Source organism: Nocardia sp. NPDC056100, from assembly GCF_042266325.1.
Lineage (GTDB): Bacteria > Actinomycetota > Actinomycetes > Mycobacteriales > Mycobacteriaceae > Nocardia.
Map to the genome: position 1 here is coordinate 345,138 of NZ_JBHJVY010000003.1, position 23,621 is coordinate 368,758.

Consider the following 23,621-nt stretch of genomic DNA (forward strand, 5'->3'; position numbering starts at 1 on the left):
ACGGGGATTCCGGTGTGGCCGGGCTTAGAGTCGATTCATGGGTGATGAGACGGCTCCGGGGTTCCCCGCGCGCGGACGGTACGACGTGGTGGTGGTCGGTGGCGGCCACAATGGGCTGGTCGCGGCGGCGTATCTGGCGCGGGCCGGGCGGTCGGTGGCGGTGCTGGAGCGACAGGATCACACCGGCGGGGCTGCCGTCTCGTCGCGGGTGTTTCCGGGCGTGGACGCGCGGCTGTCCCGGTATTCGTATCTGGTGAGCCTGCTGCCGGAGCAGATCGTGCGAGAACTGGGGCTGCGCTTCGAGACTCGTAAGCGGCGCATTTCGTCGTATACGCCGGTGGGGTCGGGCGGGCTGCTGGTGGACAACGGGTCCGAGGCGCAGACCCGGGAGAGCTTCGTTCGAGTCACCGGCTCGGACAAGGATTTCCGGGCCTGGCAGGACTTTTACGCCCGCACCGGGGCGCTCGCGCAGCGCGTGTTCCCGACATTGACTCGTCCGCTGCCCACCCGCGACGAAATGCGCGGCACCGTGGCCGATTCCGCGCTCTGGGAGTCGATTTTCGAACGGCCGCTGGGTGACTGGGTGGAGCGCGAATTCGCCGACGACACCGTGCGCGGCGTGGTGCTCACCGATGCGCTGATCGGCACCTTCACCCACGCGCATGATCCGTCACTGCTACAGAATCGCTGCTTCCTCTATCACGTGATCGGCGGCGGCACCGGCGACTGGGATGTGCCGGTCGGCGGAATGGGCGCGCTGACCGACGCGCTCGCGACGGCCGCGCGCGCCGCCGGAGCGGAGATCATCACCGGTTGCGCCGTGACCGGCATCGAAACCGATGACGGCACAGCGGAAGTGGCTTTCACCTCGGGCGACGGCAAGGCGGGCGTGGTCGCCGCCCGGCAGGTGCTGGTGAACGCCGCCCCCTATGAACTGGCGAAACTGCTCGGCGAATCCGCCGAACGCCCCGAGGGCGCACAGCTCAAAATCAATATGCTGCTGCGCCGCCTGCCGAAACTCCGCGATACCGCCGTCGATCCGGCCGATGCCTTCGCGGGCACCTTCCATATCGCCGAATCGAGTTCCCAACTCGCCCAGGCATATCGGGAGGCTGCTGCCGGACAGCTCCCCTCCGCCCCGCCCGCGGAAATCTACTGCCACACCCTGACCGACCCCTCGATCCTGTCACCGGAATTGCGCGCCCAGGGCGCACACACCCTCACCCTCTTCGGTTTGCACACCCCCGCAAGGCTTTTCGCCGATGACCCGGAGGGCGCGAAGGCACGACTGGTCGATGCCACCCTGGCCCAGCTCGATGCGGTCCTGGCCGAACCACTGCGCGACTGCCTGGCCCTGGATGGCGACGGCAACCCCTGCCTGGAAGCGAAATCCCCGGTCGACCTGGAACGCGATATCGGCCTCCCCGGCGGCCACATCTTCCACCGCGACCTCGAATTCCCCTATCTCCCAGCCGATTCAGGCGACTCCCCCGCCGCCCGCTGGGGCGTCGCCACCGCCCACCCCAACATCCTGCTCTGCGGCGCTGGCGCGATCCGCGGCGGCGGCGTGAGCGGCATAGGCGGCCACAACGCCGCCATGGCAGCCCTGGAAACCACCTAGCCCTACATCCCCCGCGTTACCTATCCTGCCCAGCGCCACATACCTCAACGCAACATTGAATGAAATCGCTGACCAGCGGCGGAGTCTCGGCCGACGCGGGCCAGGCAACCGCGACGCGGCTCGGTCCGATGCCGCGCACCGGCCGATACACGATGCCGGGGCGCGGGTAGTAGCGCGCCGACGAGGCCGGGGTGAAACTGAGCCCGAAGCCGTTGGCGATGGCGGTGAGCCATTCATCGGTATTGCGGGCGATGGCCCCGATGACCGCGGTGCTGGCGGGCCGGGCGTCCGCGCCGATCCAGAAGTCGCGCCACCAGCCGTTTTCCGGTGGTGAGGCGACGAACGGCTCATCCCAGATCTCCCGGAATTCGATTTCCGGGGATGCGGCGAGCGGATGGTCGGCGGGCAGCGCGAGCCAGCGCGGTTCGGTGAACAGTTCCCGCGCCCGGAAGCGGTCGTCACCCGGGAACGGCAGTCGCACCAGCGCGGCGTCCACATCCCCGTCGGCGAGTCCGGCGCTGGGATCGGTCCAGCCGACCTGTCGCATATCCACCCGCCAGTCCGGATGCGCACGGCGGAATGCCGCCACGATGGCGGGCGTGAATTCGTTTGCGGCACTGGCGATGAACCCGACCCGCAGCACCTTCCCGGCCCGGCTGGCATCGCTTTTGGTGGCGCGCAGCATGCGATCCCAACCGGCCAGCAGTTCCGGGGCGTGCTCGGCGAATACCCGCCCGGGTTCGGTGAGCGTCATTCCCGTGCGCGATCGGGTGAAAAGCGCTACGCCGAGCTGGTTTTCGAGTTGTTTGATCTGTTTGGTGAGCGCGGGCTGGGATACGTAGAGCCGTTGGGCGGCCCGGGTGAGGTGGCCCTCTTCCGCGACGGCGACGAAGTAGCGCAGCAGCCGCGTATCGATGTCCATTCCATCAGGTTATGAATGCGGGTATTGGACGCGGAATTCGCCCCCGGCCAGGCTGAAAATCATGAACATCAGCGAAATCAACAGCCCGGTACACCTTGTCGTCGCCTATCACTCGGGGTGGGGACATACCGAAGTACTCGCCGAGGCGGTGGCGGACGGCGCGCGCACGGCAGGCGCGGCCACCGGGCTGGTGCCGGTGGACCGGATCACCGATCCGGACTGGTCGGCGCTGGACGAGGCCGATGCCATCGTCTTCGGCAGCCCCACCTACCTGGGCGATGTGTCGGCCGGGTTCAGAACCTTCGCCGAGGCCACCTCGCGCCGCTGCTCCGAGGGCCGCTGGCGGGACAAGGTCGCGGCGGGTTTCACCAATTCCGGGGCGATGAGCGGTGACAAACTGCATGCGCTCGTCTCGCTGTCGATATTCGCCGCACAGCATCACATGCACTGGGTGAATCTGGGTTTGACCGCGGGCTGGAATTCCACCGTCGCGAGTCCGGAGGATTCGAATCGCCTGGGTTTCTGGCTCGGTGCGGGCGCGCAGACGAATGTCGATCTGCCGCCGAATGCCATGTCCGAGTCCGATATTCGCACCTGCGCCCGGCTGGGCGAGCGGGTCGCGCGCGTGACGGCGCAATTGCGCCTGGGTCAGGCCGCGCTGCTATGAGGTGCGGCGGCCGTCGCCGGCCTGATGCCCCATGATGTCGGTGCAGCACCGAATGAAGTACCGCACAATGGGATCCGCTTCGGAGGCGTCCGGCCACACCAGTGCGACCCGGGTCTGCGCGATGCCGTGCACGGGCCGGAACACCACGCCCGCATGGGCATTGGCGGCCGCGGTGGAGGCGGGGGTGAAGCTGACGCCGTACCCGTTGGCGATGGCGCGCAGCCATTCGTCGGTGCTGCGGGCGATGGCGCCGATGATGGCGGTATCGGCGGGTCTGGCGTCCAGGCCCATCCAATAGTCGCGCCACCAGCCGGTTTCCGCGGGTGAGGCGACGTAGGGCTCATCCCAGAGTTCGCGGAAGGCGATGTCCTCGCGTTCGGCGAGCGGATGGTTGTCGGGCAGCGCGATCCAGCGCGGTTCGGTGAACAGTTCGCGCACGTAGTAGCCGTCCTGACCCGGGAAGGGTAGTCGCAGCAGCGCCACGTCCACATCGCCCTCGTCGAGTCCGGCGGTGGGATCGGTCCAGCCGCCCTGGTGGATGTCGACCTGCCAGTCCGGGTGCAGCCGGTGGAAGACGCGGATGATTTCCGGGATATGCCCGTCGGCGGCGCTGTGCACGCAGCCCAGGCGCAGTACGCGTGCGGCGCGGCTGGCATCGCTCTTGGTATCGCGCAGGATGTGGTCCCAGGCGCCGAGCAGTCCCGGAACCCGGTCGGCCAGGACCTTTCCGGCGGCGGTCAGGGTCCAGCCGGCGCGGGAGCGGATGAACAGTTCCACGCCGAGCTGCTGTTCGAGCTGTTTGATCTGGGTGGCGAGGGCCGGTTGGGCGACATGCAGGCGCTGCGCCGCCAGCGGCAGGGACTCGGTGTCCGCGACCGCCAGGAAGTAACGCAGCAGTCGCGTGTCGATATCCATGCACTCAGGTTATGGACGCTGCAACCGGTAGGCATACCCCGGCTTTGTAGGCCGGGACGGGATTGACGGTTCTGTCACACCGCCAATGCTCGCAGACGAGTCGTTCCAGGCGAACCGGATTACCCAAGGTGGATGTCGCGGCGAAACCCCGCACGCCACCGACCAGTCGGTTAGTTGCGCGCTAGGGTGAATTTGCCAGAAAGTTGCCGACTCGGACGGGCGGAAGGAGGCGTATGGATTCGGACACCCCCGACCACCCGCAACCCGAAAATCATCAACCCCAGCACCGCATCGCTCCGGCCCCGCGCCCCAGCAGCGGCCGCCTCTACGGGGCCACCCGCCGCGCCGCCGGTTCCATGGACCGCTGGCTGCGCCGGGTCAGCGCCGGCGCACCCGAGGTGCCCGCCGAGGACGCCCCCGAACCCGAGGAGCCGCCCGTCTCGGCCGATCTGCTGGATCTGCTGCGGCATATGGGCGTCGCGCTCATCGCCTCGGGCGAGACCACCAATCAGGTGCAGCGCATTCTCGACGATCTGGCCCGCCGCTACGACGCCGATGAAGTGCACTTCTTCGTACTGCCCACCGGAATCTTCGTGCGCGTGCATGATTCGCGCGGTTCGGCCGTCGATCTGCTGGACGCGTCGGTGGACACACTGCGGCTGGATCAGATCGCCGCGCTGTACAAGCTGATCGATCAGATCAAGAACAAAGTGCCGCCGCCCACCATGGCCACCGCCGCCCTCGCGGCGATCCTGCGCTCACCGCCGCCGACCGCGGTGTGGCTCATGCTGCTCGGCAATGTGGTGCTCACCCTCGGCCTGGGCCTGATGCTCAATCCGACCGCCAATGCCCTGCTCGGCTATATCGTGATCGGCCTGGTGGTGCAGCTGCTGATCATGCTCGCGGACCGGATGCCGCTGCTGTCCCTGGGTTTGCCGGTGGTCGCGGGCGGTGCGGTCACCATGCTGGCCTTCGGTTTTCCGCATGCGCTCGGCGGCGGCAATCCGCAGCAGCTGCTGGTGCCGGGCGTCTCGGCGCTGCTGCCGGGCGCCACGCTCACCAACGGTTCCATCGAATTGGCCACCGGATCGATGGTGGCGGGCGCGAGTCGCACCATCTACGGCCTGAACAAACTGTTCCTGCTGGCGTTCGGGGTTTTCATCGGCTTACAGCTGCTGGGCCCGAATCATCCGAATCCGCCCGAGCAGATGCATCAATTGGGTTGGTGGGCTCCGATTCTCGGTGTGCTGCTGATCGGGTTCGGGCATTCCTGGCGGTCCAGCGCACCGCCGAAATCGCTGCCCTGGCTGCTGGTGGTGCTGTACGCGGCGTTCGCGGCGCAGAAGCTCGGCGTGCAGATCGGCGGCGGTCTGCTGGGTTCGTTCCTGGGCGGCATGGTGGCGGTGCCCGCGGCATATCTGGTGCAGCGCAATCGGAACGCCCCGCCCACCCAGGTGACGTTCCTGCCCGCGTTCTGGATGCTGGTGCCCGGCGGTATCGGCCTCACCGGGGTCTCGCAGCTGGTGGCCGAATCCAATGCGAACGGCCTGCACGTGCTGGTGACGACCACGCTGACCGTCGCCGCCATCGCGCTGGGCGTGCTGGTCGGTTCCGGTATCGCGGCCAAGCGGCCGCCGCAGATCACGCCGGTGGTGGATCAGCTGCTCGGCCCGGATACCGGGCGGCATTCAGCGAACCGTCGGAAGCCCTGAGCCCGGATCGGCCAGCCACAGCAGCCAGTGCGGTGCGAGCAGTGCCGCGAATTCGTCATAGCCGGGGGCGTCGGGGTGGTAGCCGTCGCGCGCGGCGACCTCGCGCATCCAGATCGGATTGTCCCGCAGTGGTTGGTGCGCACGCAGATACCGCGCGTCGAGGGCATCGCAGATATCGGCGAAGCTGTCATCCAGAGCCAGCAGGCGCCGATTGTGATCCTCGTCCACATTCGGCGGCGGCGCGATCACCATTGTCTGCCAGCCTTTTTCCCGGGTTCCGCGCAGGATGGCGGTGAGATTGTCCGCCGAGACCTCGGGATCGACTCGGGGACGGCCGTTCTCGTACTGCGAATCGTTGACGCCGGTGGAGATGACCACCCGGCAGTCCGCCCCGGCGGGTAGTCGCGGGGTGCATTCGGCGGCCCAGCGCGCCCGCAATTCGGTACTGGTCTCCCGGCGAATTCCCAGGTTGTAATAGTTGAGCGGCTGTCCGGCCGCGGTGGCGCGCACCGCGAGGCGGCCCGCCCAGCCCAGGTGTTTTCGGTCGCCTATGCCCGCTACGAAGGATTCGCCGAGAAAACACACGCGCAGATCGGGCACCACGCGTCGATCCTCGCACGGGGCCGCGACGGCCCCGCGCCGAACCTATTAAGCAGGAATAACCGCGACGACGCGTTCGGCGTGGCGGCGGGGTCGTCCCGCTGGGACCCCGCGACGGGTTACGGTAACCGGGCACCAACCGCCCCGAGCCGACCATGGGACCGCAGTCGTTCCCACGATCCGAAAGCGCCCATAGGACATGCGAGTCGACGGACGGGAAATTCCTGTCTCCGGCAGTCTGCTGCAGCCGCGGATCCGGCGGACCAGCGACATTCTGCGCGTCGTGCTGTCCGCGCTGCTGACCGCCGTCGTCATCACCGGCTCACTCATCACGCGGCCGCAGTGGGTGGCGCTGGAGCGTTCGGTGTCCGAGATCGTCGGATTCCTCACGCCGGAGCAGTCCAATCTGGTCTACATCCTGTACGGCATCGCGATTCTGGCGTTGCCGTTCGCGATTCTGGTGCGCCTGATCTGGGGCAGGCAGTGGAAACTGCTGGGCGGCTTCCTGTCCGCGGGCCTGATCGCACTGCTGCTGTTCTCCATCACCGGCACCGGTTTCACCCCGCCGAAGTGGCATCTGTCCGAGGCCGAACAGCTCAATACCTTCCTGTCCCAGTTCCTGGACGATCCGCGCTGGATCGCCATGCTGGCGGCCACCCTCACCGTGGCCAGCCCGTGGCTGCCCCCGCGCTGGCGGCGCTGGTGGTGGACGCTGCTGCTGGCATTCGTGCCCATCCACCTGGTGGTGTCGCTGGTGGTGCCCGCCCGCGCCATGCTGGGGCTGGCGGTGGGCTGGCTGGTGGGCACGGTGATCGTGCTGGTGGTCGGCACACCCGCGCTGGAGGTGCCGCTGGACGCGGCCGTGCGGGTGCTGGCGCAGCGCGGTTTCAAGGTGACGGCCTTCCAGGTGGTGCGCCCGGCCGGGCGCGGGCCGCTGGTGCTCTCGGCCAAGACCGAGGGCGATCCGATCACCGTCGAGATGTACGGGCAGAATCAGCGCAGCCGCAGTGCGCTGCGACAGTTGCGGCGCTGGTTGACGATTCGGGCCAGCGAGTATCCGACCCTGTTCGCGTCCATGCGGCGCGCGGTCGAACATCGCGCGCTGATGGGCATCGCCATCGGGGATCTGGGCCTGGGCAGCAATAGACCGCTGACCGTCGCCGCCCTCGATCGCGGCTGGATGATGTACGCGCACACCGTGCCCGGCGGTAAACCGCTCTCGGCCGCCGACGGCGAGGAGATGCTCGCCAAGGTGTGGCAGGCGCTGCACACGCTGCACGACGCCCAGATCTCGCACGGTGATCTGCGTGCCGAGGACATTCGGATCATCGACGGGCAGGTGCGTTTCGGCGGTTTCATGACCTCGGAATTCGGCACCTACGAGGTGCGCTTCCAATCCGATGTGGCGCAGTTGCTGCTGACCTCGGCCGCGCTGTTCGGCGTCGAGACCGCGGTGCGCACGGCCATCGAATGCATGGGCGCGCAGCGGGTGCTGACCTCGTCCCGGCGACTCACCAAAACCGCCATCCCCGAACAGGTTCGGCACGCGGTGCCCGATGCCGGGGATCTGATGAAGCACACCCGCGACGAGGTGGCCAGGCAGACCGATCAGGACAAGATCGAGGCGGCGCGCATCACCCGGTTCTCCCGGAACCAGTTCATCCAGCTCGTGCTGCTCATCGGCCTGGTGTACGTGGCGTACCCGTACATCAGCGCCGTGCCGACATTCTTCTCCGAACTGCGCTACGCCAACTGGTGGTGGGCGCTGCTGGGCCTGGCGGTATCGGCACTGACCTATCTCGGTGCGGCAATGGCGTTGTGGGCGTGCGCTTCCGAAGAGGTGAACTTCAAGAATCTGCTCTTCATGCAGGTCGCCAATACCTTCGCCGCGACCACCACCCCCGCGGGTGTTGGCGGGCTGGCGTTGAGCGTGCGATTCCTGCAGAAGAGCGGACTGGGCGCGGTGCGCGCGACCGCGTCGGTGGCGCTACAGCAGACCATTCAGGTGGTGACGCACCTGATCCTGCTGCTGTTCTTCAGTGTGGCGGCGGGGGTTTCGACGAACCTGTCGCATTTCGTGCCCAGTGCGACGGTGCTGTATTTCGTGGCGGGCGCACTGCTGGGCCTGCTCGGTGTGACCATGTTCGTGCCCAAGATCCGGCGCTGGCTGCTCAATGAGGTGCGGCCGCAGCTCGCGGATGTCCTGGCGCAACTCAAGGATCTGTCGCGCCGTCCGGGCCGGCTGGCGATGATCGTCGCCGGTTGCGCCACCACAACGCTCGGTATGGCGCTCGCGCTCTGGGCGAGTATCGAAGCCTTCGGCGGCAGTACGACTTTCGTGACCGTCACGATCGTGACGATGATCGGTGGCACCCTGGCCTCGGCCGCGCCCACCCCCGGCGGCGTGGGCGCGGTGGAAGCCGCGCTGATCGGTGGTCTGGCGGCGTTCGGAGTGGCGGCGACCATCGCGGTCCCCGCCGTCCTCCTCTACCGAGTGCTCACCTGCTGGCTTCCGGTGTTCTGTGGCTGGCCGATCATGCGCTGGCTCACCAAGAACGACATGATCTGAAACCTATTTGCGGAGTTCGACCTTCAGCACCTTGCCGCTGGCGTTGCGGGGCAGCTCGGTCACGATGACGAGATCCTTGGGGTGCTTGTAGCGGGCCAGGGATTCGTTCAGGAAGGGCTCGAGTTCTTCGAGGGTCAGGGTGTCCACGCCCGCGGCGAGGGCGACCACCGCGACCGGCACCTCACCCCACTTCTCGTGGGCGCGGCCGATGACCGCGGCCTCGTGGATCTTGGGGTGGGCGAAGAGCACGTTCTCCACTTCGGCGCAGTAGATGTTCTCGCCGCCGGAGATGATCATGTCCTTCTTGCGGTCGACGACGTAGATGAAGCCGTCCTCATCCGCGCGCACCAGATCGCCGGAGTGGAACCAGCCGCCGTGGAAGGCTTCCGCGGTCGCTTCGGGCTTGTTCCAGTAGCCCTGCATGAGGGTCGGGCCGCGGTAGACGATCTCGCCGACGGTGCCGGGTTCGACATCGTTCATCTCGTCGTCGACGATGCGGGCCTGAATCGTGGGGATGGGCTTGCCGACCGAGCCGAGCTTGGTCAGCGCGTCCCGGCCTTCGAGCACGCAGGTGATGGGCGACATCTCGGTCTGGCCGAAGACCGCGACATTGAAGGCGTCCGGGAAGCAGTCGGCCATGGCGCGCAGCACCGTATCCGAGGCCGGGGCCGCGCCCCAGCACAGCGCGCGCAGGGCCAGTTTGCGGTCCTTGACCGTCGGATCCTCACAGATGAGCTGCCACTGCACCGGTACGCAGAAGGCGGTGGTGGCCTGCTCCGCCTCGATGGCGTCCAGGAATTCGGTGGGGTTGAAAGCGCCGAGCGGATGCAGCACGGTCTTGCCGCCGAGCAGGAAATACGGTGTGAGACTGCCCAATCCGGCGATGTGGAACAGCGGTGAGGTGCAGAAGCCGATGGAATCGGGGGTGATCTCCATGGCGCGGATACAGGTCAGCGCCTGGGAGTTCAGGTTCGCGTAGGACAGCACCGCACCCTTGGGGGTGCCGGTGGTGCCCGAGGTGTACATGATCAGCGCCGGAGAATCCTCCGGAATGTCCAGTGCGGCATGGGGTTCGCCGTCCTCGGCGAGGAAGTCGTCGTAGCCGATGACGCCGTCGCCGCTCTGCCCGTTGATGACCACGCAGGTTTCCAGGGCCGGGGCCTGGGCGCGCACGGCGGCGGCCAGCGGCTGCAGCGGCGCGTCGGTGACGATGGCCTTGGCGCCGGAGTCGCTCACGATATAGGCGACCTCGGGCGGGGTGAGCCGGAAGTTCACCGGCACCGCGATGGCCCCGACCGCGTTGATGCCGAGCACGGCCTCGATGTACTCGGTGTAGTTGAGCGCCAGGATGAGCACCCGGTCGCCGAATCCGACCCCGCGCCGGGCGAGCGCGTCGGCGAACTTCTCCGAGCGCTCGTGCAGCTGTCCCCAGGTGGTGTCCGTGCCCTGGAAACGGAAGGCGACACCGTCTCCCCGCATGGCCGCGTGGGTGGCGACCTGGTTGACCCAGTGATTGCGCCGCGACCGGATCGGCTCGTCGAGCGGCCGGAAACCTGTGGTCATTGTGTGCCCTTCCGTCTGATTGTTCGCGAGAATACCAACTAACTTCTTGGCGTGACAAGGGTTACAGAGAAGGTTCTGTACGATGTTTATCATCGATTCAATCAGCAGCTCAGAGGCTGAAAATCGCTCTTGATGACGGGGACGGCCGCTCGCGGTTATCCCCAGGTCGGCGTCCCCTACGCCACCGAAGGTGCAAACTCCGACTCACATCGGGGTTGAACCCCCATATGCAACTATGCGAGTATCGAGCCAGTTGTGAGAGGCCAGAGAGGACTGCGTCGATGCTGCGTACCAGGTTCACCGAGACCTTCGGGGTAGAGCACCCGATCGTGCAGGGCGGCATGATGTGGGTCGGCCGCGCCGAACTCGCCGCCGCCGTGTCCGAGGCGGGCGGTCTGGGCATCATCACCGCCCTCACCCAGCCCACGCCCGAGGATCTCCTGAAGGAGATCGAGAAGGCGCGCGAGCTCACCGATAAGCCGTTCGGTGTGAACGTGACCATCCTGCCGTCGATCAATCCGCCGCCGTACCAGGAGTACATGCAGGCGATCATCGAGTCGGGCGTGAAGATCGTGGAGACCGCGGGCTCCAACCCCGAGCCGTTCCTGCCGTACTACAAGGCGGCCGGTATCAAGGTGCTGCACAAGTGCACCAGCGTCCGGCACGCGCTCAAGGCGCAGAAGATCGGCGTCGACGGCGTGTCCATCGACGGCTTCGAATGCGCGGGTCACCCGGGCGAGGACGATGTCCCCGGCCTGATCCTGATTCCGGCGGCCACCAAGGCCCTCGATATTCCGGTGATCGCCTCGGGCGGTATCGCCGATGCGCGCGGTCTGGTCGCGGCGCTGGCGCTGGGCGCGGACGGCGTGAATATGGGCACCCGCTTCATGTGCACGCAGGAATCGGCCATTCACCAGACGGTGAAGGAGCAGATCGTCGCCAATTCCGAGCGCGCGACGCAGCTCATCTTCCGTACGCTGCACAACACCGCGCGCGTGGCGGATAACGAGATCAGCCGCAAGGTCGTCGAAATCGAGAAGGCGGGCGGCACTTTCGAGGATGTGCGCGAACTGGTCGCCGGTGCGCGCGGCCGCCGCGTATTCGAAGAGGGCGATCTGAACGCCGGCATCTGGTCCGCGGGTCAGGTCCAGGGCCTCATCGATGACATCCCGACCTGCGCGGACCTGGTGTCCCGCATGGTTTCCGAGGCCGAGGAGATCATCCGGGGTCAGCTGGGCGGCATGCTCGTCTGACGACCGCGCGGCATGTTCTCGAAAGCGCAATAGGTGTTTTGAGAATTTCCGCTAAGAGCCCTTGGCAGATCTTGCCAAGGGCTCTAGTCATTTCGGTTACCCGGGGCCCGTCGATGCGTCATGCTTTAACGACAGTCCGAAGTGGTGGAGGTGCCGAAATGGCAATCACTCGTATCTATCTCGACGATGACGCGCTGCGGCGGACAATGGCTATTTCGGGCGTTCACACCGAACAGGACGCGGTGAACCTAGCATTGCGATTCTTCACCTCGCATGCCACGGCGGCGGATCTCGAGCACCCGATTCACACCCGGGCGGCCTCGGCGTAGCAGCCGCGCCCCAGCCGATGTCGTAACCGCGCGCGGCCACACCGTGGCGGCGCGCGGCGCGCGTCCCACACCCGTGGATGGCACGCCGAGTCACAATCTACCTGCGCCAAAGCTCTTCTGGCGGCGGCGAATTCTTGGCAGAATCGCCGGAGGTACCTCGGCGCACACGTCGCCGGACCACGGGAGGGGTTCTCCGTGCGGCAGAGTACGACAGCATCGAACGATTCGGCGCCCGCTCCGCGGGTGTCGATCGTCGGTGTCGCGTACCGGCCGACAGGTACGGCCTTCGACAACGACTGGTTCGCGCTGCCCGAACACGAGGCGGCCGCCCTGGATCCGCGCCAGCGCGTCACCCTCGAACTCGCCGTCGAGGCCCTAGACGACTCCGGCCTGGGCCACCTCGCCCCCGGCTCCCGCGCCGCCGTGGTCTTCGGCGCCGCAACGACATTCGGCCCCGCCGCCGCGCTCAACATCGCCCACCTGCTCTCGCGCACCCTGGACCTGCACGGCCCCAGCCTGCTCGTAGCCAGCGACCGCACCGCACCGCTGGTCGCGGTCGACACCGCCGTCCGCCTGCTCGCCGACGAATCCGTACCGTTCGTCATCACCGGCGGCGCGGACCTGGCCCTGCTCCCCGACCCGCCTCTCCCCCAGCACATCTCGGCCGTCGCGCTGCCCGAATCCAGCCGCGGCGCGGTCCTGATCCTGCAGCGCACGCGGGACGCGTACCGCACCGGCTCCCGGCACTACGCCGAATTCCCCGGCACCGGAATGGGTTTCCCACATCCCGGCGACACCGCACCCCGGATAGCGCTGTGGCACAGCCATCCTCGGTCGGACGAGACCGACGGGCCGGTACGCACGTCGGACCGAGACACCCAGCCACCGCTGCCGATTCCCCTGTCCGCGCACGACCTCGACGCCCTGCACGAACTCTGCCTGCACTACGCGACCGCGATCGGCGGCTACCCATCGCTGCGTGACTTCGCGGCCGCGGTTGCTCGTCTGACACCCGGCCAATCCCGCGCTACGATCCTCGCCCACGACATCACCGATGCCGCAAGCCAACTCCGCGAAGTCGCCCGCGATATCACCGCCCTCGCGACCACCCTGCCCGTCTCCGCCGCCGCCCGCGTGTCCCCACGCGGCGGCCGGGTACAGCCCAATCGAATCGCGCATCTGACGGCAGCAGACGCTCCCGCGACCGCGAGTGCACCGACTTCGACGGCGGCACAGGGAAATCCGGCCACCCGACCGGAGAGCAACGGATCGGCCGGGCCGAGCACGGCGTGCGGTATCGCCGGGGAAATGGTCCGGCGGGTGGTCGGTTCAGCGCTGTCGAGCGACCCCGGATCCGGTGAGGTGGTCGGGATTTCCGAGTACGAGCGCGCCGGCGGGGTGCTGTTCCTGTTCTCGGGCGCGGGCGGGCACGCGCGAATGGGTCGCGCACTCGCGGCACGCTATCCGGTCTTCGCGGCGGCGCTGACCGATGCGGTCGATGCCATCGTCGCGGCCGGTGGACCGCGAGTATGGACCCCGCGCAACGGATTCGGATCGGGAACCGGCGGCGAAGACGTCGCGCAACCGGCGCTCTTCGCATTCCAGGTAGCGCTCGCCGCCCTGCTCGGTGTCTGGGGCATCTGGGCGGATGCCGTTGCGGGACACGGGATCGGCGAGGTCGCGGCCGCAGTGGTGTGCGGTGCGATATCGCTGGCCGACGGAGCCCGAATCGCGGTGGCCCGCGGCCGCCTGCTCGCCGGAACCGGTGTCGACGGTGCCGCAGCGGTACTGGAAGCCACCCCCGCCGAAGTACATCGGCTGATCGAACCCATGCGCTCCTCGGTCGGAGTCGCCGCCGTCGACGGCCCATCGTCCATCACGGTGTCCGGCGACCCGCGCTATATCGACACCCTGGTCCGCCGCGCCCACCGCCGCGCCATCTTCGCGCAGCGCATCGCCGCCGATGGCACCATCGGCGGCCCGATCCCCGTGCCGCACGCACCCCGCGCCCGAGACGTTGCCCCGCAACTGGTTTCGGAGCTCGCGACGGTTACGGCGCTGCGCCCCGAAATGCCGTTCTTCTCAACCACCCGGCGCGGCATGGTGATCGGACCGAAAACAGCGCCGGGGGGGAATGGGGTGGCGCAGGGGTGTACGGATGCGGCGTATTGGGCGCTGAATGCGGCTGGGCCGGTCGAACTCGGGGCGGCGTTGGATTCTGCTGCGGGGGCCGGTATTTCGACGGTGGTGGAGATCGGGCCGCATGGGGTGCTGACGCCGGTGGCGCGGGAGCATATGGCGTTTCGGGGGGCCGCTTATGCGGTGGGGTCGCGGGCGGATGAGGCGGGGAGTTTTCTGCGGGCGGTCGGGCGGTTGTTCCTGGAGGGGCGGCGGGTGGATTGGTCGGCGCTGGGGGCGCTGACGGTGCCGCCGCCGCAGCGGCGGTGGGGGCGGCGGGTGTCGGTGGAGGGCGTCGGGGTGCGGATGCCCGAGGTGCGGATTCGGGTGGACGGGACGTATGTGGTGGCGGGCGGACTGGGGGTGTCGGGCGCGCTGGTGGTGCGGTGGCTGCTGGACGCGGGGGTGCGGGAGGTGGTGGTGCTGACCCGGTTGGCGCGGGCGCTGCCGGAACCACTCGAGGGTATGGAGGAGTGCGTGGTGGTGGTGCAGTGCGATGCCACCGATCGGGTGGATCTGGCTGGGGCACTGGACGATATCCGCGATTCCGGACCACCGATCCGAGGTGTGGTGCTGGCGGGGCGGGCGTTGCATCCGGTGGCGGCGGGCAATCTGGTCGACTTGACCGCGGCCGATCCCACGGATTTCACCATCGGGTTCTCGGGGGTGGGCTGGCTGCCGCTGACCCGCGTGTCGGGCGGTGCCGCGCCGGTCACGCGGGAATGATGTCGGAATGGCCGAGGCGACTATCCAAGTGAAATGGAAGGACCAGCCGGACGAGCACGACTATCCGGCCGCGGCGGACTTCCTCGATATGCTGGGCGATCCGGATGTGGTGAACACGGTCATCGAGGAGTTGCGCGCCGCGCAGGTCACCCATAAGAAGGCCAAGGATATTCTGCGCGCCTCACAGCTGGAGATCCTGCCCGCGTACAACCCGTATGTGCGCCGCGATCTGGAGAAGATCCTGGCGGGCAAGGCGCTTTCGCCGATTCTGCTGGTGCGCGGCAACTTCCGGCGCGGTGTGCCCGCGCAGATCGCGGACGGCTATCACCGCGTATGCGCGATCTACTACTCCGACGAGAACATCCTCATCCCGGTGAAAATCGCTTCGCTGCCGTGACTTTCGAACTGCTCTCGCTGATCGTGCTGCTCGGCCTGGCCGGGCCGATCCTGGCGTGGCGGCCGCAATGGCACATCCCGGTCATCCTGGGCGAGCTGCTGGCGGGAATCCTGTTCGGCAGCACCGGTTTCGGGGTGCTGAACCCCGCCGATCCCACCTTCACGTTCCTCGCGGATGTGGGTTTCGCGGTGGTCATGTTCGTGGCGGGAACCCATGTGCCCATGCGGGATTCGACCATTCGCTCGGCGCTGGGCCGCGGCGCCGTGCGGGCCGCGCTGGTCGGTCTCCTCGCGGTCGCCGCCGGACAGGGTGTGGCCGCGCTGTTCGATACCGGCCACGGTGCGCTCTACGCGGTGCTCATCGCCTCCTCCTCGGCCGCGCTGGTGCTGCCCGTCATCGACGGGCAGTGCCTGACCGGAAAACCGGTGCTGGAGTTGACCGCCCAGGTCGCCATCGCCGATGCGGCGTGCGTGGTGGCGCTGCCGCTGGTGATCGATCCCGGCAATGCGGGGCGCGCGGCGCTGGGTGCGCTGGCGGTGTCGGCGTGCGCGGTGGTGCTCTACTTCGGGCTGAAGTACCTGGGCGATTCCGGCCTGCGCCATCGCTTCCACAAGGTGTCCGAGCAGCGCGGTTTCGCATTGGAGCTGCGGGTGAGCCTGGTGCTGCTGTTCGCGCTGTGCGCACTGGCGACCCGCACGCACGTGTCGATCATGCTGGCGGGTTTCGCACTGGGCCTGGTGGTGTCGGCCATCGGGGAACCGCGCCGGGTGGCGCGGCAGCTGTTCGCCATCGGCGACGGTTTCCTGACCCCGATGTTCTTCGTCTGGCTGGGCGCGCGCTTGAACCTGCGCGAGTTCGGTGATCACCCGTGGCTGATCCTGCTCGGCCTGGCGCTGGGTGGTGCGGCGGTGCTGGCGCATATGGCGATGCGGGTCGTCGGTCAGCCGATCACGTTCGGCGCCATGGCGTCCGCGCAGATCGGGGTGCCGGTCGCGGCGGTCACCGTCGGCACCCAATTGCACGTCCTGCGCCCGGGCGAGCCGGCGGCGCTCATGCTGGGCGCACTGGTGACCGTGCTCGCGACCGCCCTGGCCGCCAATCGTGCCGCCGCCCATTCCCCGAGCGACGAGGGTGGGAGCGACGGGGATGGCGAGCACGGCAAGGGCGCGAAGCACGGCGACTCAGGCGTCGCGGCCGAGTAGCCGATCCGTTTCGCGGCGTTCGCGTTTGGTGGGGCGGCCGCTGCCGCGATCGCGCTGCGGCAGGGTGGCGATCACCGCCGGATCGGGCGGGGGCGGGCTCTTGTCGATCATGCACTGCACGGCGACGGCCGCGCCCACGCGTTTGGTGAGCAGCCGCTGCACGATCACGATGCGTTCGACGCCGCCGACCCGGACCCGGATCTCGTCACCGTGTTTGAGCGAGTGGGCGGCCTTGACCGCCACGCCGTTGACCTTCACATGCCCGGCCCGGCAGGCGGTCGCGGCGGCGGAGCGGGTTTTGAAAAGACGAACGGCCCAGACCCAAGAATCAACTCGGGCCTGGGCCGGTTCGCTCGGTAGAGCTGACGTCACGGGCTACACGATACGTGCCACGCGTGCGCCGACGATCTTCGACTGGGCGGCAGTCGTTTCGAACTCTGTCGTTATGCGGTGATCGCCGTCGATCAGGCGGCGATGCGGCGCGCGGTGACGACCATGTCGGGGCGCAGGTTGGTGTAGGAGACGGGGGTACCGGTCTGCACCGCGTTCAGCAGCTTGCCGTCGCCGGCGTACATGCCGACGTGGCCGCCGCCGTTGGTGACGACGATGTCACCGGGCTGCAGATCCTGGAAGGCGACGGGCGCGCCGACGTGCGACTGCTCGAAGCTGGTGCGCGGCAGTTCGACTCCGGCCTGCTTGTAGGCCCACTGCACCAGACCGGAGCAGTCGAAGCTGAACGGGCCGGTGGCACCCCAGGAGTACTGGGCGCCGACCTTGGTCTGCGCGGCCTCGAGCGCGATCTGCGCGGGGCCGGTCTGCTTCTGCGGGAACAGCTCCGGAAGCTGGAAGCCGTTGGCGCCGGGGGAGGGATTCACCCCGACCTGAGTGCTCTGGAGGTCCTTGACCGCCTGGTTGAACTGCTGAACCTGGGGCGCGAAATCGTCCGGTACATCGAAGTTCCCGATACCCGGGATATCGATGGTGGCTGCCTGGGCGGTGATCGCCGGGAACACACCCGTCGTCGTCGCCGCCATGGCGCCCATTACTACTGCGCCCTTCACGGAACTCGGAATTCGAGATTCCCGCTGCATGCTGTGCTTACCCACCGAGCCGCCATCTCCGATCTTGCTACATCCCGATTCGCTGACGAACGTCTTTGTGGTTCGTCGTCGACTAGCCGGTAACGTCGCGGGCCGCCTCTCCGATGAAGCGACAGACTCCGCTAAGTCACGAAGAGATTACGACTACCCGGCTGTGTTGTCCACCCCACACGCGGCGCGTGTCGCGACACACCGCAAATCCCCCGGCCGCAGCACGAATTCCGCTATGCCGGGCCGGATCACGGGAAGATATACGCGATCGAAATGCCCGTTATCGAAGCGCAAACTCGAGATCAACCGCGTGCCTCCACTGCTCTTTCGAGATCGGCGATGCGGCGGCGCGCGTCCGCGAGTTCGACTTCGAGTTGACCCAGCGCCATCACGAGCGGGCCGACCGCGAGATCGGCGACCAGCTGCGGATCGTCATAGCCGCGTTCGATCGCCACCAGAATGTTGTTGCGAATGCGCGCGGCGACTATCGCCTCCGACGGTACGTTCCAGGACTCGACCACCTCGGCGACGGTGGACGGGGCTTCCTCCGACATGAACCCTCCTGCCCTGGGCATCTGTGAATCAGCCATAAGGGTAGCGAGGGTGCAAGCGCGACAAGGGGTACGAAGCGAACACCCGCTCCCGGCGAAACGGACAGTTCCTCGTGTCGCCGGTCGACAGGCGGCGTATGCCCGTCGATTGCCCTGTCTATGGGCTTCGGTAGATGCCCGGATAATCCCGAACTTTGGCGCTACCGTCGTGCGCGTGGATCCGGTCAGAAATCCCTACGCCCCAGGTGCCGGGCAGCGCCCACCCGAACTCGCGGGACGCGATCGGCAATTGGACGCCTTCGACATCGTGCTGGAGCGCATTGCCCGTGCTCGCCCCGAACGCAGCGTCATGCTGACCGGTTTGCGCGGGGTCGGGAAAACGGTGCTGCTGAATCAACTTCGCTCGGCCGCGCGCACCCGCGGCTGGGGTACCGGCAAACTCGAGGCACGCCCCGAGCAGGAATTGCGGCGGCCGCTTTCCTCAGCCCTGCACATGGCGGTGCGTTCGATAGCGGTGGCACATCGCAATCCGGATCAGGTCGACGATTTCCTGGGGATTCTCAAGGCTTTCGCGCTCCGATCGACCGCGGACAAGGGAATGCGGGACCGCTGGAATCCGGGTATCGATGTCCCGGCGGTCACCGGCCGGGCCGATTCCGGGGATATCGAAATCGATCTGGTCGAGCTTCTGCTGGAGGCCGCGCAACTTGCCCGCGACATCGGTGTCGGCATCGCGCTGTTCATCGACGAGATGCAGGATCTGGGCCCGCAGGACATCTCCGCCATCTGCGGCGCCTGCCATGAATTGAGTCAGGACGCAGCGCCTTTGATCGTGGTCGGCGCGGGCCTGCCGCATCTGCCCGCCGTGCTCTCGGCCTCCAAGTCGTACTCCGAGCGCCTGTTCTCGTACCACCGCATCGACCGCCTGGACCGGGAGGCCGCGGATCAGGCGCTGATCGCCCCCGCCGGTCGCGAGGATGTGAAATACAGCGAGGCGGCGCTGGACGCCCTCTACGAAAAAGCCGACGGTTACCCGTATTTCGTGCAGGCGTACGGCAAGGCGACCTGGGACGCGGCCGCGCAGAGCCCGATCAGCGAAGAGGATGTGGCGGTGGCCGCACCGCACGCCGAGGAGGAGCTGGCGGTCGGATTCTTCGGCTCCCGCTATGAGCGCGCGACACCCGCCGAACGCGAATACATGCGTGCCATGGCGGATCTCGCGGGCGATGACGGCCCGGTCTCCACGGCGGCGGTCGCACGCGAGCTCGATCGCAAACCGGCCTCCCTCTCCCCCGCCCGGGACGGCTTGATCAAGAAGGGTCTGATCTACTCCGCGGAGCGCGGAACGATCGGTTTCACGGTGCCGCATTTCGGCCGATATCTGCGGAGCGTGGCGTAGCCAGCGGTTCGCCGTGCAATCAAGATCATTGTCTGACAAGGGTTTTTGATCTTAACTGGCGTCTACCGGTGGGTAACAAACGCTTCTACACTCGAATGTGATTCCGATCACCTCCGAGGAGGACGCTATGGCGACCACAGCGAAAGTCGACGCCACCGAAGAGCAGGCTCGCGCACTTGTCGAGGAGTCCCGCGAAACCGACTGGGCCAAACCCTCTTTCGCGAAGGAGATGTTCCTCGGCCGCTTCCGTCTCGACCTGATCCATCCGTTCCCGACGCCGAGCAAGGCGGATCAGACCAAGATGGATCTGTATCTGACTCGGCTGCAAGCCTTCTGCGAAACCATCGACGGCCTGCGCATCGAGGCCGAGGGCCGGATTCCGGACGAATATGTGCGCGGGCTGGCCGAACTCGGCTGTTTCGGGCTCAAGATTCCGGAGGCGTACGGCGGCGTCGGCCTCACCCAGGTGGGCTACAACCGCGCGCTCATGCTGGTCGGTTCCGCGCACGCGAGCCTGGGCGTGCTGCTCTCGGCGCATCAGTCCATCGGCGTCCCGGAGCCGCTCAAACTGGCGGGCACCGATGAACAGAAGCGAGAGTTCCTGCCGCGCTGTGCCAAAGGCGCGGTGAGCGCGTTCCTGCTCACCGAACCGGATGTGGGTTCGGATCCGGCGCGCATGGCCTCCACCGCCACCCCGACCGCCGACGGCGAAGCCTATGAGCTCAATGGCGTGAAACTGTGGACCACCAATGGCGTGGTCGCCGAACTCCTCGTGGTGATGGCGCGGGTCCCCAAGAGCGAGGGCCATCGCGGCGGCATCTCGGCGTTCATCGTGGAGGCGGACAGCCCGGGAATCACCGTGGAGCGCCGTAATTCGTTCATGGGCCTGCGCGGTATCGAGAACGGCGTCACCCGCATGCACGATGTCCGGGTGCCCAAGCGCAATCTGGTCGGTCGCGAGGGCGACGGCCTCAAGATCGCGCTCACCACACTGAACGCGGGCCGTCTCGCCATCCCCGCGATGTGTACCGCGGCGGCCAAGTGGTCGCTCAAGATCGCCCGCGAATGGAGCGGCGCGCGCGTGCAGTGGGGCCGTCCGGTGGGTGAGCACGCCGCGGTCGGTTCGAAGCTGTCCTTCATCGCCGCAACCACTTTCGCGCTGGAGGCGGTGCTCGATCTCTCGGCCACCATGTGCGATGAGAACCGCAATGACATTCGCATCGAGGCCGCGCTGGCCAAACTGTGGGCGTCGGAGATGGCCTGCACCATCGCCGATGAACTGGTGCAGATTCGCGGCGGCCGCGGTTACGAGACGGCGGCATCGCTGGCCGCGCGCGGCGAACGCGCGGTGGGTGCGGAGCAGATGGTGCGCGATCTGCGCATCAATCGCATCTTCGAGGGTTCCAGCGAGATCATGCGATTGCTGATCGCGCGCGAGATGGCCGATGCGCATATGTCGGCGGCGGGCGCGCTGGTCGATCGCAATGCCGAACTCAAGGACAAGGCGAAGGCGGCGGTCGGCGCGAGCGGTTTCTACGCCAAGTGGTTCCCGCAACTGGCCGTCGGCACCGGCACGGTGCCCGCCAGCTTCGGCGAATTCGGCCCGCTGGCACGGCATATGCGTTTCGTGGAGCGCATGTCGCGCAAGCAGGCGCGGGCGCTGATGTACGGAATGGCGCGCTGGCAGGCGAGATTGGAGTACAAGCAGGGTTTCCTGGGTCGCATCGTGGATATCGGCGCGGAGCTGTTCGCCATGGCCGCCGCGTGCGTGAAGGCGCAATCGCTGCGCGTGGCGGGCGATCCGGACGGTGCCGCGGCGGAGGAGCTGGCCGAGGTGTTCTGCCGCCAGTCCCGGATCCGCGTGCAGCGGCTGTTCGAAGGGCTGTGGGACAACACCGATGACGCCGATACCGAATTGACCCGGGGCATTCTGGATGGCCGCTACAGCTGGCTGGAGGGCGGTGCGCTCGATCCCAGCGAGGGCACCGGGCCGTGGATCTCCGAATGGCAGTTCGGGCCGTCCACGGAGCAGAACCTGATCCGGCCGTTCCTGCCGTCGACGAAGGCGGGCTCGTCCACCTAGTGCTCGTCAGGTGAATCTGCCCCTCTCTAGCTTCTTCGGTAGAGAGGGGCAGATTGCTGTCGCGAGCACCTTCGCGAGCATTGACCAGGCGGTCTGTAGTTCTCATAAGCATCTACAGCTTTCTAGTGTCATCACTAGAAAGCTGTAGATAGCCCGATTGTGCAGCGATGGCGCAGAAATCCGGTCGAATCGGTATATCGATCACCGGCATCGGTTGGACAACTTGTGCATAACGCCTGGTGTGAACGGTTAACGGGAAGGCAATACCCATCGACAACCGGGCAAGAGGCGAACTCTCCAGGAGGCCGTCATGTCCATCCGCACCCCCGCCGCCGATCACGACGGTCACCATCTGACCGTCACCGCGGACGATGGCGTGCCGATCGCCGTTCGCGAATTCGGCCCCGCCGGCGCACCGCTCACCGTGGTCTTCGCACACGGGCACTGCCTGCGCACCGAATCCTGGGAGCTGCTGCGCGCGCATCTGCAACGACTCTGGGGCGAGAGCACGCACATGGTCTTCTACGACCATCGCGGACATGGCAATTCGGGTACCGCCGATCCGGCCACCTACACCATCGATCAGCTGGCGCTGGATATGGACGCGGTGCTGCGCGCGGTCGCACCCACGGGTCCGGTTGTGCTGGTTGGCCATTCGATGGGCGCCATGACGATCCTGGCGTACGCCCGGCTCTTCCCCGAGACCATCGGCACCCGCATCGTGGGCGTGGGCCTGCTGGCGGGCGCGGCCAACAGCGTCACCCGGGTCGGCCTGGGCCGCCTGCTGAACGGTCCGGCCGTGACCTCACTGCGGGTGGCGGTGCGCCGCGCCCCGCGCGCCATGCAGGCGTCCAAGCATTTCACCCGGCATCTGTTCGAGCCGATCATGCGCGAGGCCACCCTGGGCACCCGCAAGATCAGCCCGCGGGTGCTGGCGGTGGCCACGGCCATGCTGAACGAGACCTCACTGCTGACCATGGCGAGTTTCCTGGAATCGCTGATGCGCTTCGACGAGACCGCCACCCTGCACCGGCTTGGCGCGATTCCGGCGCTGGTGCTGGCCGGTTCGGCGGACATCGTGATCCCGTTCGCGCATTCGGTGGTGCTGGCCTCGCAATTGGACGATGTGGAGCTGGTGCGCCTGGACGGCGCGGGCCACAGCGTGATCATGGAGCGCGCCGAGGAGGTCGCGGCTTCCATTGCGGCACTGGTGGATCGGGCCGTGGCGGTGGTGGCCGATCCGGCCGGACGCCCCTGCGAGCGGGGCGAGGACTGTGGCCCGGAGTTCGCCATCGCGGGGTGAGGCGCTCGTCGTTCCGGGCCGCGACCGTCGCGGCGGCGGCCCGGATCCGCCTCGGGGACAGGCCGCTGAGCAGCGAATATGCCTCCGCGACGAGACGAACGGAGTATCTTCACGTACTGTGTTGTAGATCATATTGTGTGGTCGGTCACACGGCTCGAGGAGGCTTTCGATGACACGCAGCGAGATTGCGGAACTCCGCTACACGGTCGGCCAGCTCCGGCAGTGCGTCACCGCATTGCGTTCCCACTACGGGGAGACCGGTTCGATTCGCCGGTTGGAGAACGATCTGGAGAGGCTCGTCATCGACGCCGATGAATTCGAGCAGGCCCCGCCGAGCGAATCGGCGAAGGCCAAGCAGGAACCCATCTACGTCCCGGACGCCAAGCACGATGAGGCGGCCTGGATGGGCGCGCAGGACGAGGGTCTGGGCTTCCACTCCCGCCCGCGCACCAAGTAATCAACACTTCCGCCCACACCGGCGTGGGGAATCACTAAACTCCCGCCCGGGACAATGCTGCCCGGCAGTACCCATCCATGCGA

General features: G+C 67.3%; 20 protein-coding genes. 13 read left to right on the forward strand and 7 right to left on the reverse strand.

Features of this window, described 5'->3' with window-relative positions; genetic code table 11:
• Positions 1–37: 37 nt before the first annotated feature.
• The gene (locus tag ACFC0O_RS23770; protein ID WP_375961292.1) at positions 38–1,621 is read left to right on the forward strand and encodes a phytoene desaturase family protein; all 1,584 of its coding nucleotides are present in this window, start codon (positions 38–40) and stop codon (positions 1,619–1,621) included.
• Positions 1,622–1,637: 16 nt separating this feature from the next.
• Here the strand turns inward: ACFC0O_RS23770 and ACFC0O_RS23775 are convergent, their stop codons facing one another.
• A complete protein-coding gene (locus ACFC0O_RS23775) occupies positions 1,638–2,543 on the reverse strand; it encodes a LysR family transcriptional regulator (RefSeq protein WP_375961295.1) in 906 nt (301 codons plus the stop codon).
• A gap of 61 nt (positions 2,544–2,604) precedes the next feature.
• Here ACFC0O_RS23775 and ACFC0O_RS23780 point away from each other — a divergent pair, with 61 nt between their 5' ends.
• Positions 2,605–3,210 (forward strand): flavodoxin family protein, encoded by a 606-nt coding sequence (locus ACFC0O_RS23780; RefSeq protein WP_375961297.1) that lies wholly within the window; start codon positions 2,605–2,607, stop codon positions 3,208–3,210.
• Here ACFC0O_RS23780 and ACFC0O_RS23785 read toward each other — a convergent pair.
• Complete coding sequence (locus ACFC0O_RS23785; RefSeq protein ID WP_375961299.1) at positions 3,205–4,125, reverse strand: LysR family transcriptional regulator; 921 nt, start codon at positions 4,123–4,125, stop codon at positions 3,205–3,207. The genes ACFC0O_RS23780 and ACFC0O_RS23785 overlap by 6 nt on opposite strands.
• Before the next feature lie 233 nt (positions 4,126–4,358).
• On the opposite strand from ACFC0O_RS23785, the gene ACFC0O_RS23790 reads away from it, so the two are divergent.
• On the forward strand, positions 4,359–5,837 hold the full coding sequence (locus ACFC0O_RS23790; protein ID WP_375961301.1) for a threonine/serine exporter ThrE family protein: 1,479 nt from the start codon (positions 4,359–4,361) through the stop codon (positions 5,835–5,837).
• Here ACFC0O_RS23790 and ACFC0O_RS23795 read toward each other — a convergent pair.
• Positions 5,814–6,437 (reverse strand): GDSL-type esterase/lipase family protein, encoded by a 624-nt coding sequence (locus tag ACFC0O_RS23795; RefSeq protein ID WP_375961304.1) that lies wholly within the window; start codon positions 6,435–6,437, stop codon positions 5,814–5,816. The two genes, ACFC0O_RS23790 and ACFC0O_RS23795, sit on opposite strands and share 24 nt — an antisense overlap.
• Positions 6,438–6,636: 199 nt before the next feature.
• Between ACFC0O_RS23795 and ACFC0O_RS23800 the strand changes: the two genes are divergently transcribed.
• The gene (locus ACFC0O_RS23800) at positions 6,637–9,006 is read left to right on the forward strand and encodes a flippase-like domain-containing protein (protein ID WP_375961307.1); all 2,370 of its coding nucleotides are present in this window, start codon (positions 6,637–6,639) and stop codon (positions 9,004–9,006) included.
• A gap of 3 nt (positions 9,007–9,009) precedes the next feature.
• Here the strand turns inward: ACFC0O_RS23800 and fadD5 are convergent, their stop codons facing one another.
• A complete protein-coding gene (gene fadD5, locus ACFC0O_RS23805; RefSeq protein ID WP_375961309.1) occupies positions 9,010–10,569 on the reverse strand; it encodes a fatty-acid--CoA ligase FadD5 in 1,560 nt (519 codons plus the stop codon).
• 281 nt (positions 10,570–10,850) lie between these two features.
• Between fadD5 and ACFC0O_RS23810 the strand changes: the two genes are divergently transcribed.
• The 5 genes from ACFC0O_RS23810 to ACFC0O_RS23830 all read left to right on the forward strand — a co-directional run bounded on the left by ACFC0O_RS23810 (position 10,851) and on the right by ACFC0O_RS23830 (position 16,654).
• The gene (locus tag ACFC0O_RS23810) at positions 10,851–11,822 is read left to right on the forward strand and encodes an NAD(P)H-dependent flavin oxidoreductase (protein ID WP_375961311.1); all 972 of its coding nucleotides are present in this window, start codon (positions 10,851–10,853) and stop codon (positions 11,820–11,822) included.
• Between the two features lie 158 nt (positions 11,823–11,980).
• Positions 11,981–12,151 carry a type II toxin-antitoxin system VapB family antitoxin gene (locus ACFC0O_RS23815; RefSeq protein WP_375961314.1) on the forward strand — a complete coding sequence of 57 codons (171 nt, stop codon included), beginning with the start codon at positions 11,981–11,983 and terminating at the stop codon, positions 12,149–12,151.
• A 243-nt stretch (positions 12,152–12,394) separates the two neighbouring features.
• Positions 12,395–15,055, forward strand: a complete 2,661-nt coding sequence (locus ACFC0O_RS23820) for an acyltransferase domain-containing protein (RefSeq protein WP_375961316.1) — start codon at positions 12,395–12,397, stop codon at positions 15,053–15,055.
• 7 nt (positions 15,056–15,062) lie between these two features.
• Entirely contained in the window at positions 15,063–15,452 is a 390-nt protein-coding gene (locus ACFC0O_RS23825; protein WP_375961318.1) for a hypothetical protein, read from the forward strand.
• Positions 15,449–16,654, forward strand: coding sequence for a cation:proton antiporter (locus ACFC0O_RS23830; RefSeq protein ID WP_375961321.1), 1,206 nt, complete (start codon positions 15,449–15,451; stop codon positions 16,652–16,654). Before ACFC0O_RS23825 ends, ACFC0O_RS23830 begins: the two co-directional genes overlap by 4 nt.
• Here ACFC0O_RS23830 and ACFC0O_RS23835 read toward each other — a convergent pair.
• From ACFC0O_RS23835 to ACFC0O_RS23845, 3 genes are all read right to left on the reverse strand, one after another.
• Entirely contained in the window at positions 16,634–17,026 is a 393-nt protein-coding gene (locus ACFC0O_RS23835) for an RNA-binding S4 domain-containing protein (RefSeq protein ID WP_364636625.1), read from the reverse strand. The genes ACFC0O_RS23830 and ACFC0O_RS23835 overlap by 21 nt on opposite strands.
• Positions 17,027–17,118: 92 nt before the next feature.
• The gene (locus ACFC0O_RS23840; RefSeq protein WP_375961324.1) at positions 17,119–17,697 is read right to left on the reverse strand and encodes a C40 family peptidase; all 579 of its coding nucleotides are present in this window, start codon (positions 17,695–17,697) and stop codon (positions 17,119–17,121) included.
• A 350-nt stretch (positions 17,698–18,047) separates the two neighbouring features.
• A complete protein-coding gene (locus ACFC0O_RS23845; protein ID WP_364636629.1) occupies positions 18,048–18,299 on the reverse strand; it encodes a hypothetical protein in 252 nt (83 codons plus the stop codon).
• Positions 18,300–18,510: 211 nt separating this feature from the next.
• Here ACFC0O_RS23845 and ACFC0O_RS23850 point away from each other — a divergent pair, with 211 nt between their 5' ends.
• From ACFC0O_RS23850 to ACFC0O_RS23865, 4 genes are all read left to right on the forward strand, one after another.
• Positions 18,511–19,695, forward strand: coding sequence for an AAA family ATPase (locus tag ACFC0O_RS23850; protein WP_375961327.1), 1,185 nt, complete (start codon positions 18,511–18,513; stop codon positions 19,693–19,695).
• Between the two features lie 127 nt (positions 19,696–19,822).
• Complete coding sequence (locus tag ACFC0O_RS23855) at positions 19,823–21,778, forward strand: acyl-CoA dehydrogenase family protein (protein ID WP_375961330.1); 1,956 nt, start codon at positions 19,823–19,825, stop codon at positions 21,776–21,778.
• A gap of 310 nt (positions 21,779–22,088) precedes the next feature.
• Entirely contained in the window at positions 22,089–23,081 is a 993-nt protein-coding gene (locus tag ACFC0O_RS23860; RefSeq protein ID WP_375961333.1) for an alpha/beta fold hydrolase, read from the forward strand.
• Positions 23,082–23,250: 169 nt separating this feature from the next.
• Complete coding sequence (locus tag ACFC0O_RS23865) at positions 23,251–23,538, forward strand: hypothetical protein (protein WP_364636637.1); 288 nt, start codon at positions 23,251–23,253, stop codon at positions 23,536–23,538.
• Positions 23,539–23,621: the final 83 nt, after the last annotated feature.

Coding starts and splice junctions, on each gene's coding strand:
- ACFC0O_RS23770 (WP_375961292.1), top strand. CDS start 38: ATGGGTGATGAGACGGCTCCGGGGTTCCCCGCGCGCGGACGGTACGAC.
- ACFC0O_RS23775 (WP_375961295.1), bottom strand. CDS start 2,543: ATGGACATCGATACGCGGCTGCTGCGCTACTTCGTCGCCGTCGCGGAA.
- ACFC0O_RS23780 (WP_375961297.1), top strand. CDS start 2,605: ATGAACATCAGCGAAATCAACAGCCCGGTACACCTTGTCGTCGCCTAT.
- ACFC0O_RS23785 (WP_375961299.1), bottom strand. CDS start 4,125: ATGGATATCGACACGCGACTGCTGCGTTACTTCCTGGCGGTCGCGGAC.
- ACFC0O_RS23790 (WP_375961301.1), top strand. CDS start 4,359: ATGGATTCGGACACCCCCGACCACCCGCAACCCGAAAATCATCAACCC.
- ACFC0O_RS23800 (WP_375961307.1), top strand. CDS start 6,637: ATGCGAGTCGACGGACGGGAAATTCCTGTCTCCGGCAGTCTGCTGCAG.
- fadD5 (WP_375961309.1), bottom strand. CDS start 10,569: ATGACCACAGGTTTCCGGCCGCTCGACGAGCCGATCCGGTCGCGGCGC.
- ACFC0O_RS23810 (WP_375961311.1), top strand. CDS start 10,851: ATGCTGCGTACCAGGTTCACCGAGACCTTCGGGGTAGAGCACCCGATC.
- ACFC0O_RS23815 (WP_375961314.1), top strand. CDS start 11,981: ATGGCAATCACTCGTATCTATCTCGACGATGACGCGCTGCGGCGGACA.
- ACFC0O_RS23825 (WP_375961318.1), top strand. CDS start 15,063: ATGGCCGAGGCGACTATCCAAGTGAAATGGAAGGACCAGCCGGACGAG.
- ACFC0O_RS23840 (WP_375961324.1), bottom strand. CDS start 17,697: ATGGGCGCCATGGCGGCGACGACGACGGGTGTGTTCCCGGCGATCACC.
- ACFC0O_RS23845 (WP_364636629.1), bottom strand. CDS start 18,299: ATGTCGGAGGAAGCCCCGTCCACCGTCGCCGAGGTGGTCGAGTCCTGG.
- ACFC0O_RS23855 (WP_375961330.1), top strand. CDS start 19,823: ATGGCGACCACAGCGAAAGTCGACGCCACCGAAGAGCAGGCTCGCGCA.
- ACFC0O_RS23860 (WP_375961333.1), top strand. CDS start 22,089: ATGTCCATCCGCACCCCCGCCGCCGATCACGACGGTCACCATCTGACC.
- ACFC0O_RS23865 (WP_364636637.1), top strand. CDS start 23,251: ATGACACGCAGCGAGATTGCGGAACTCCGCTACACGGTCGGCCAGCTC.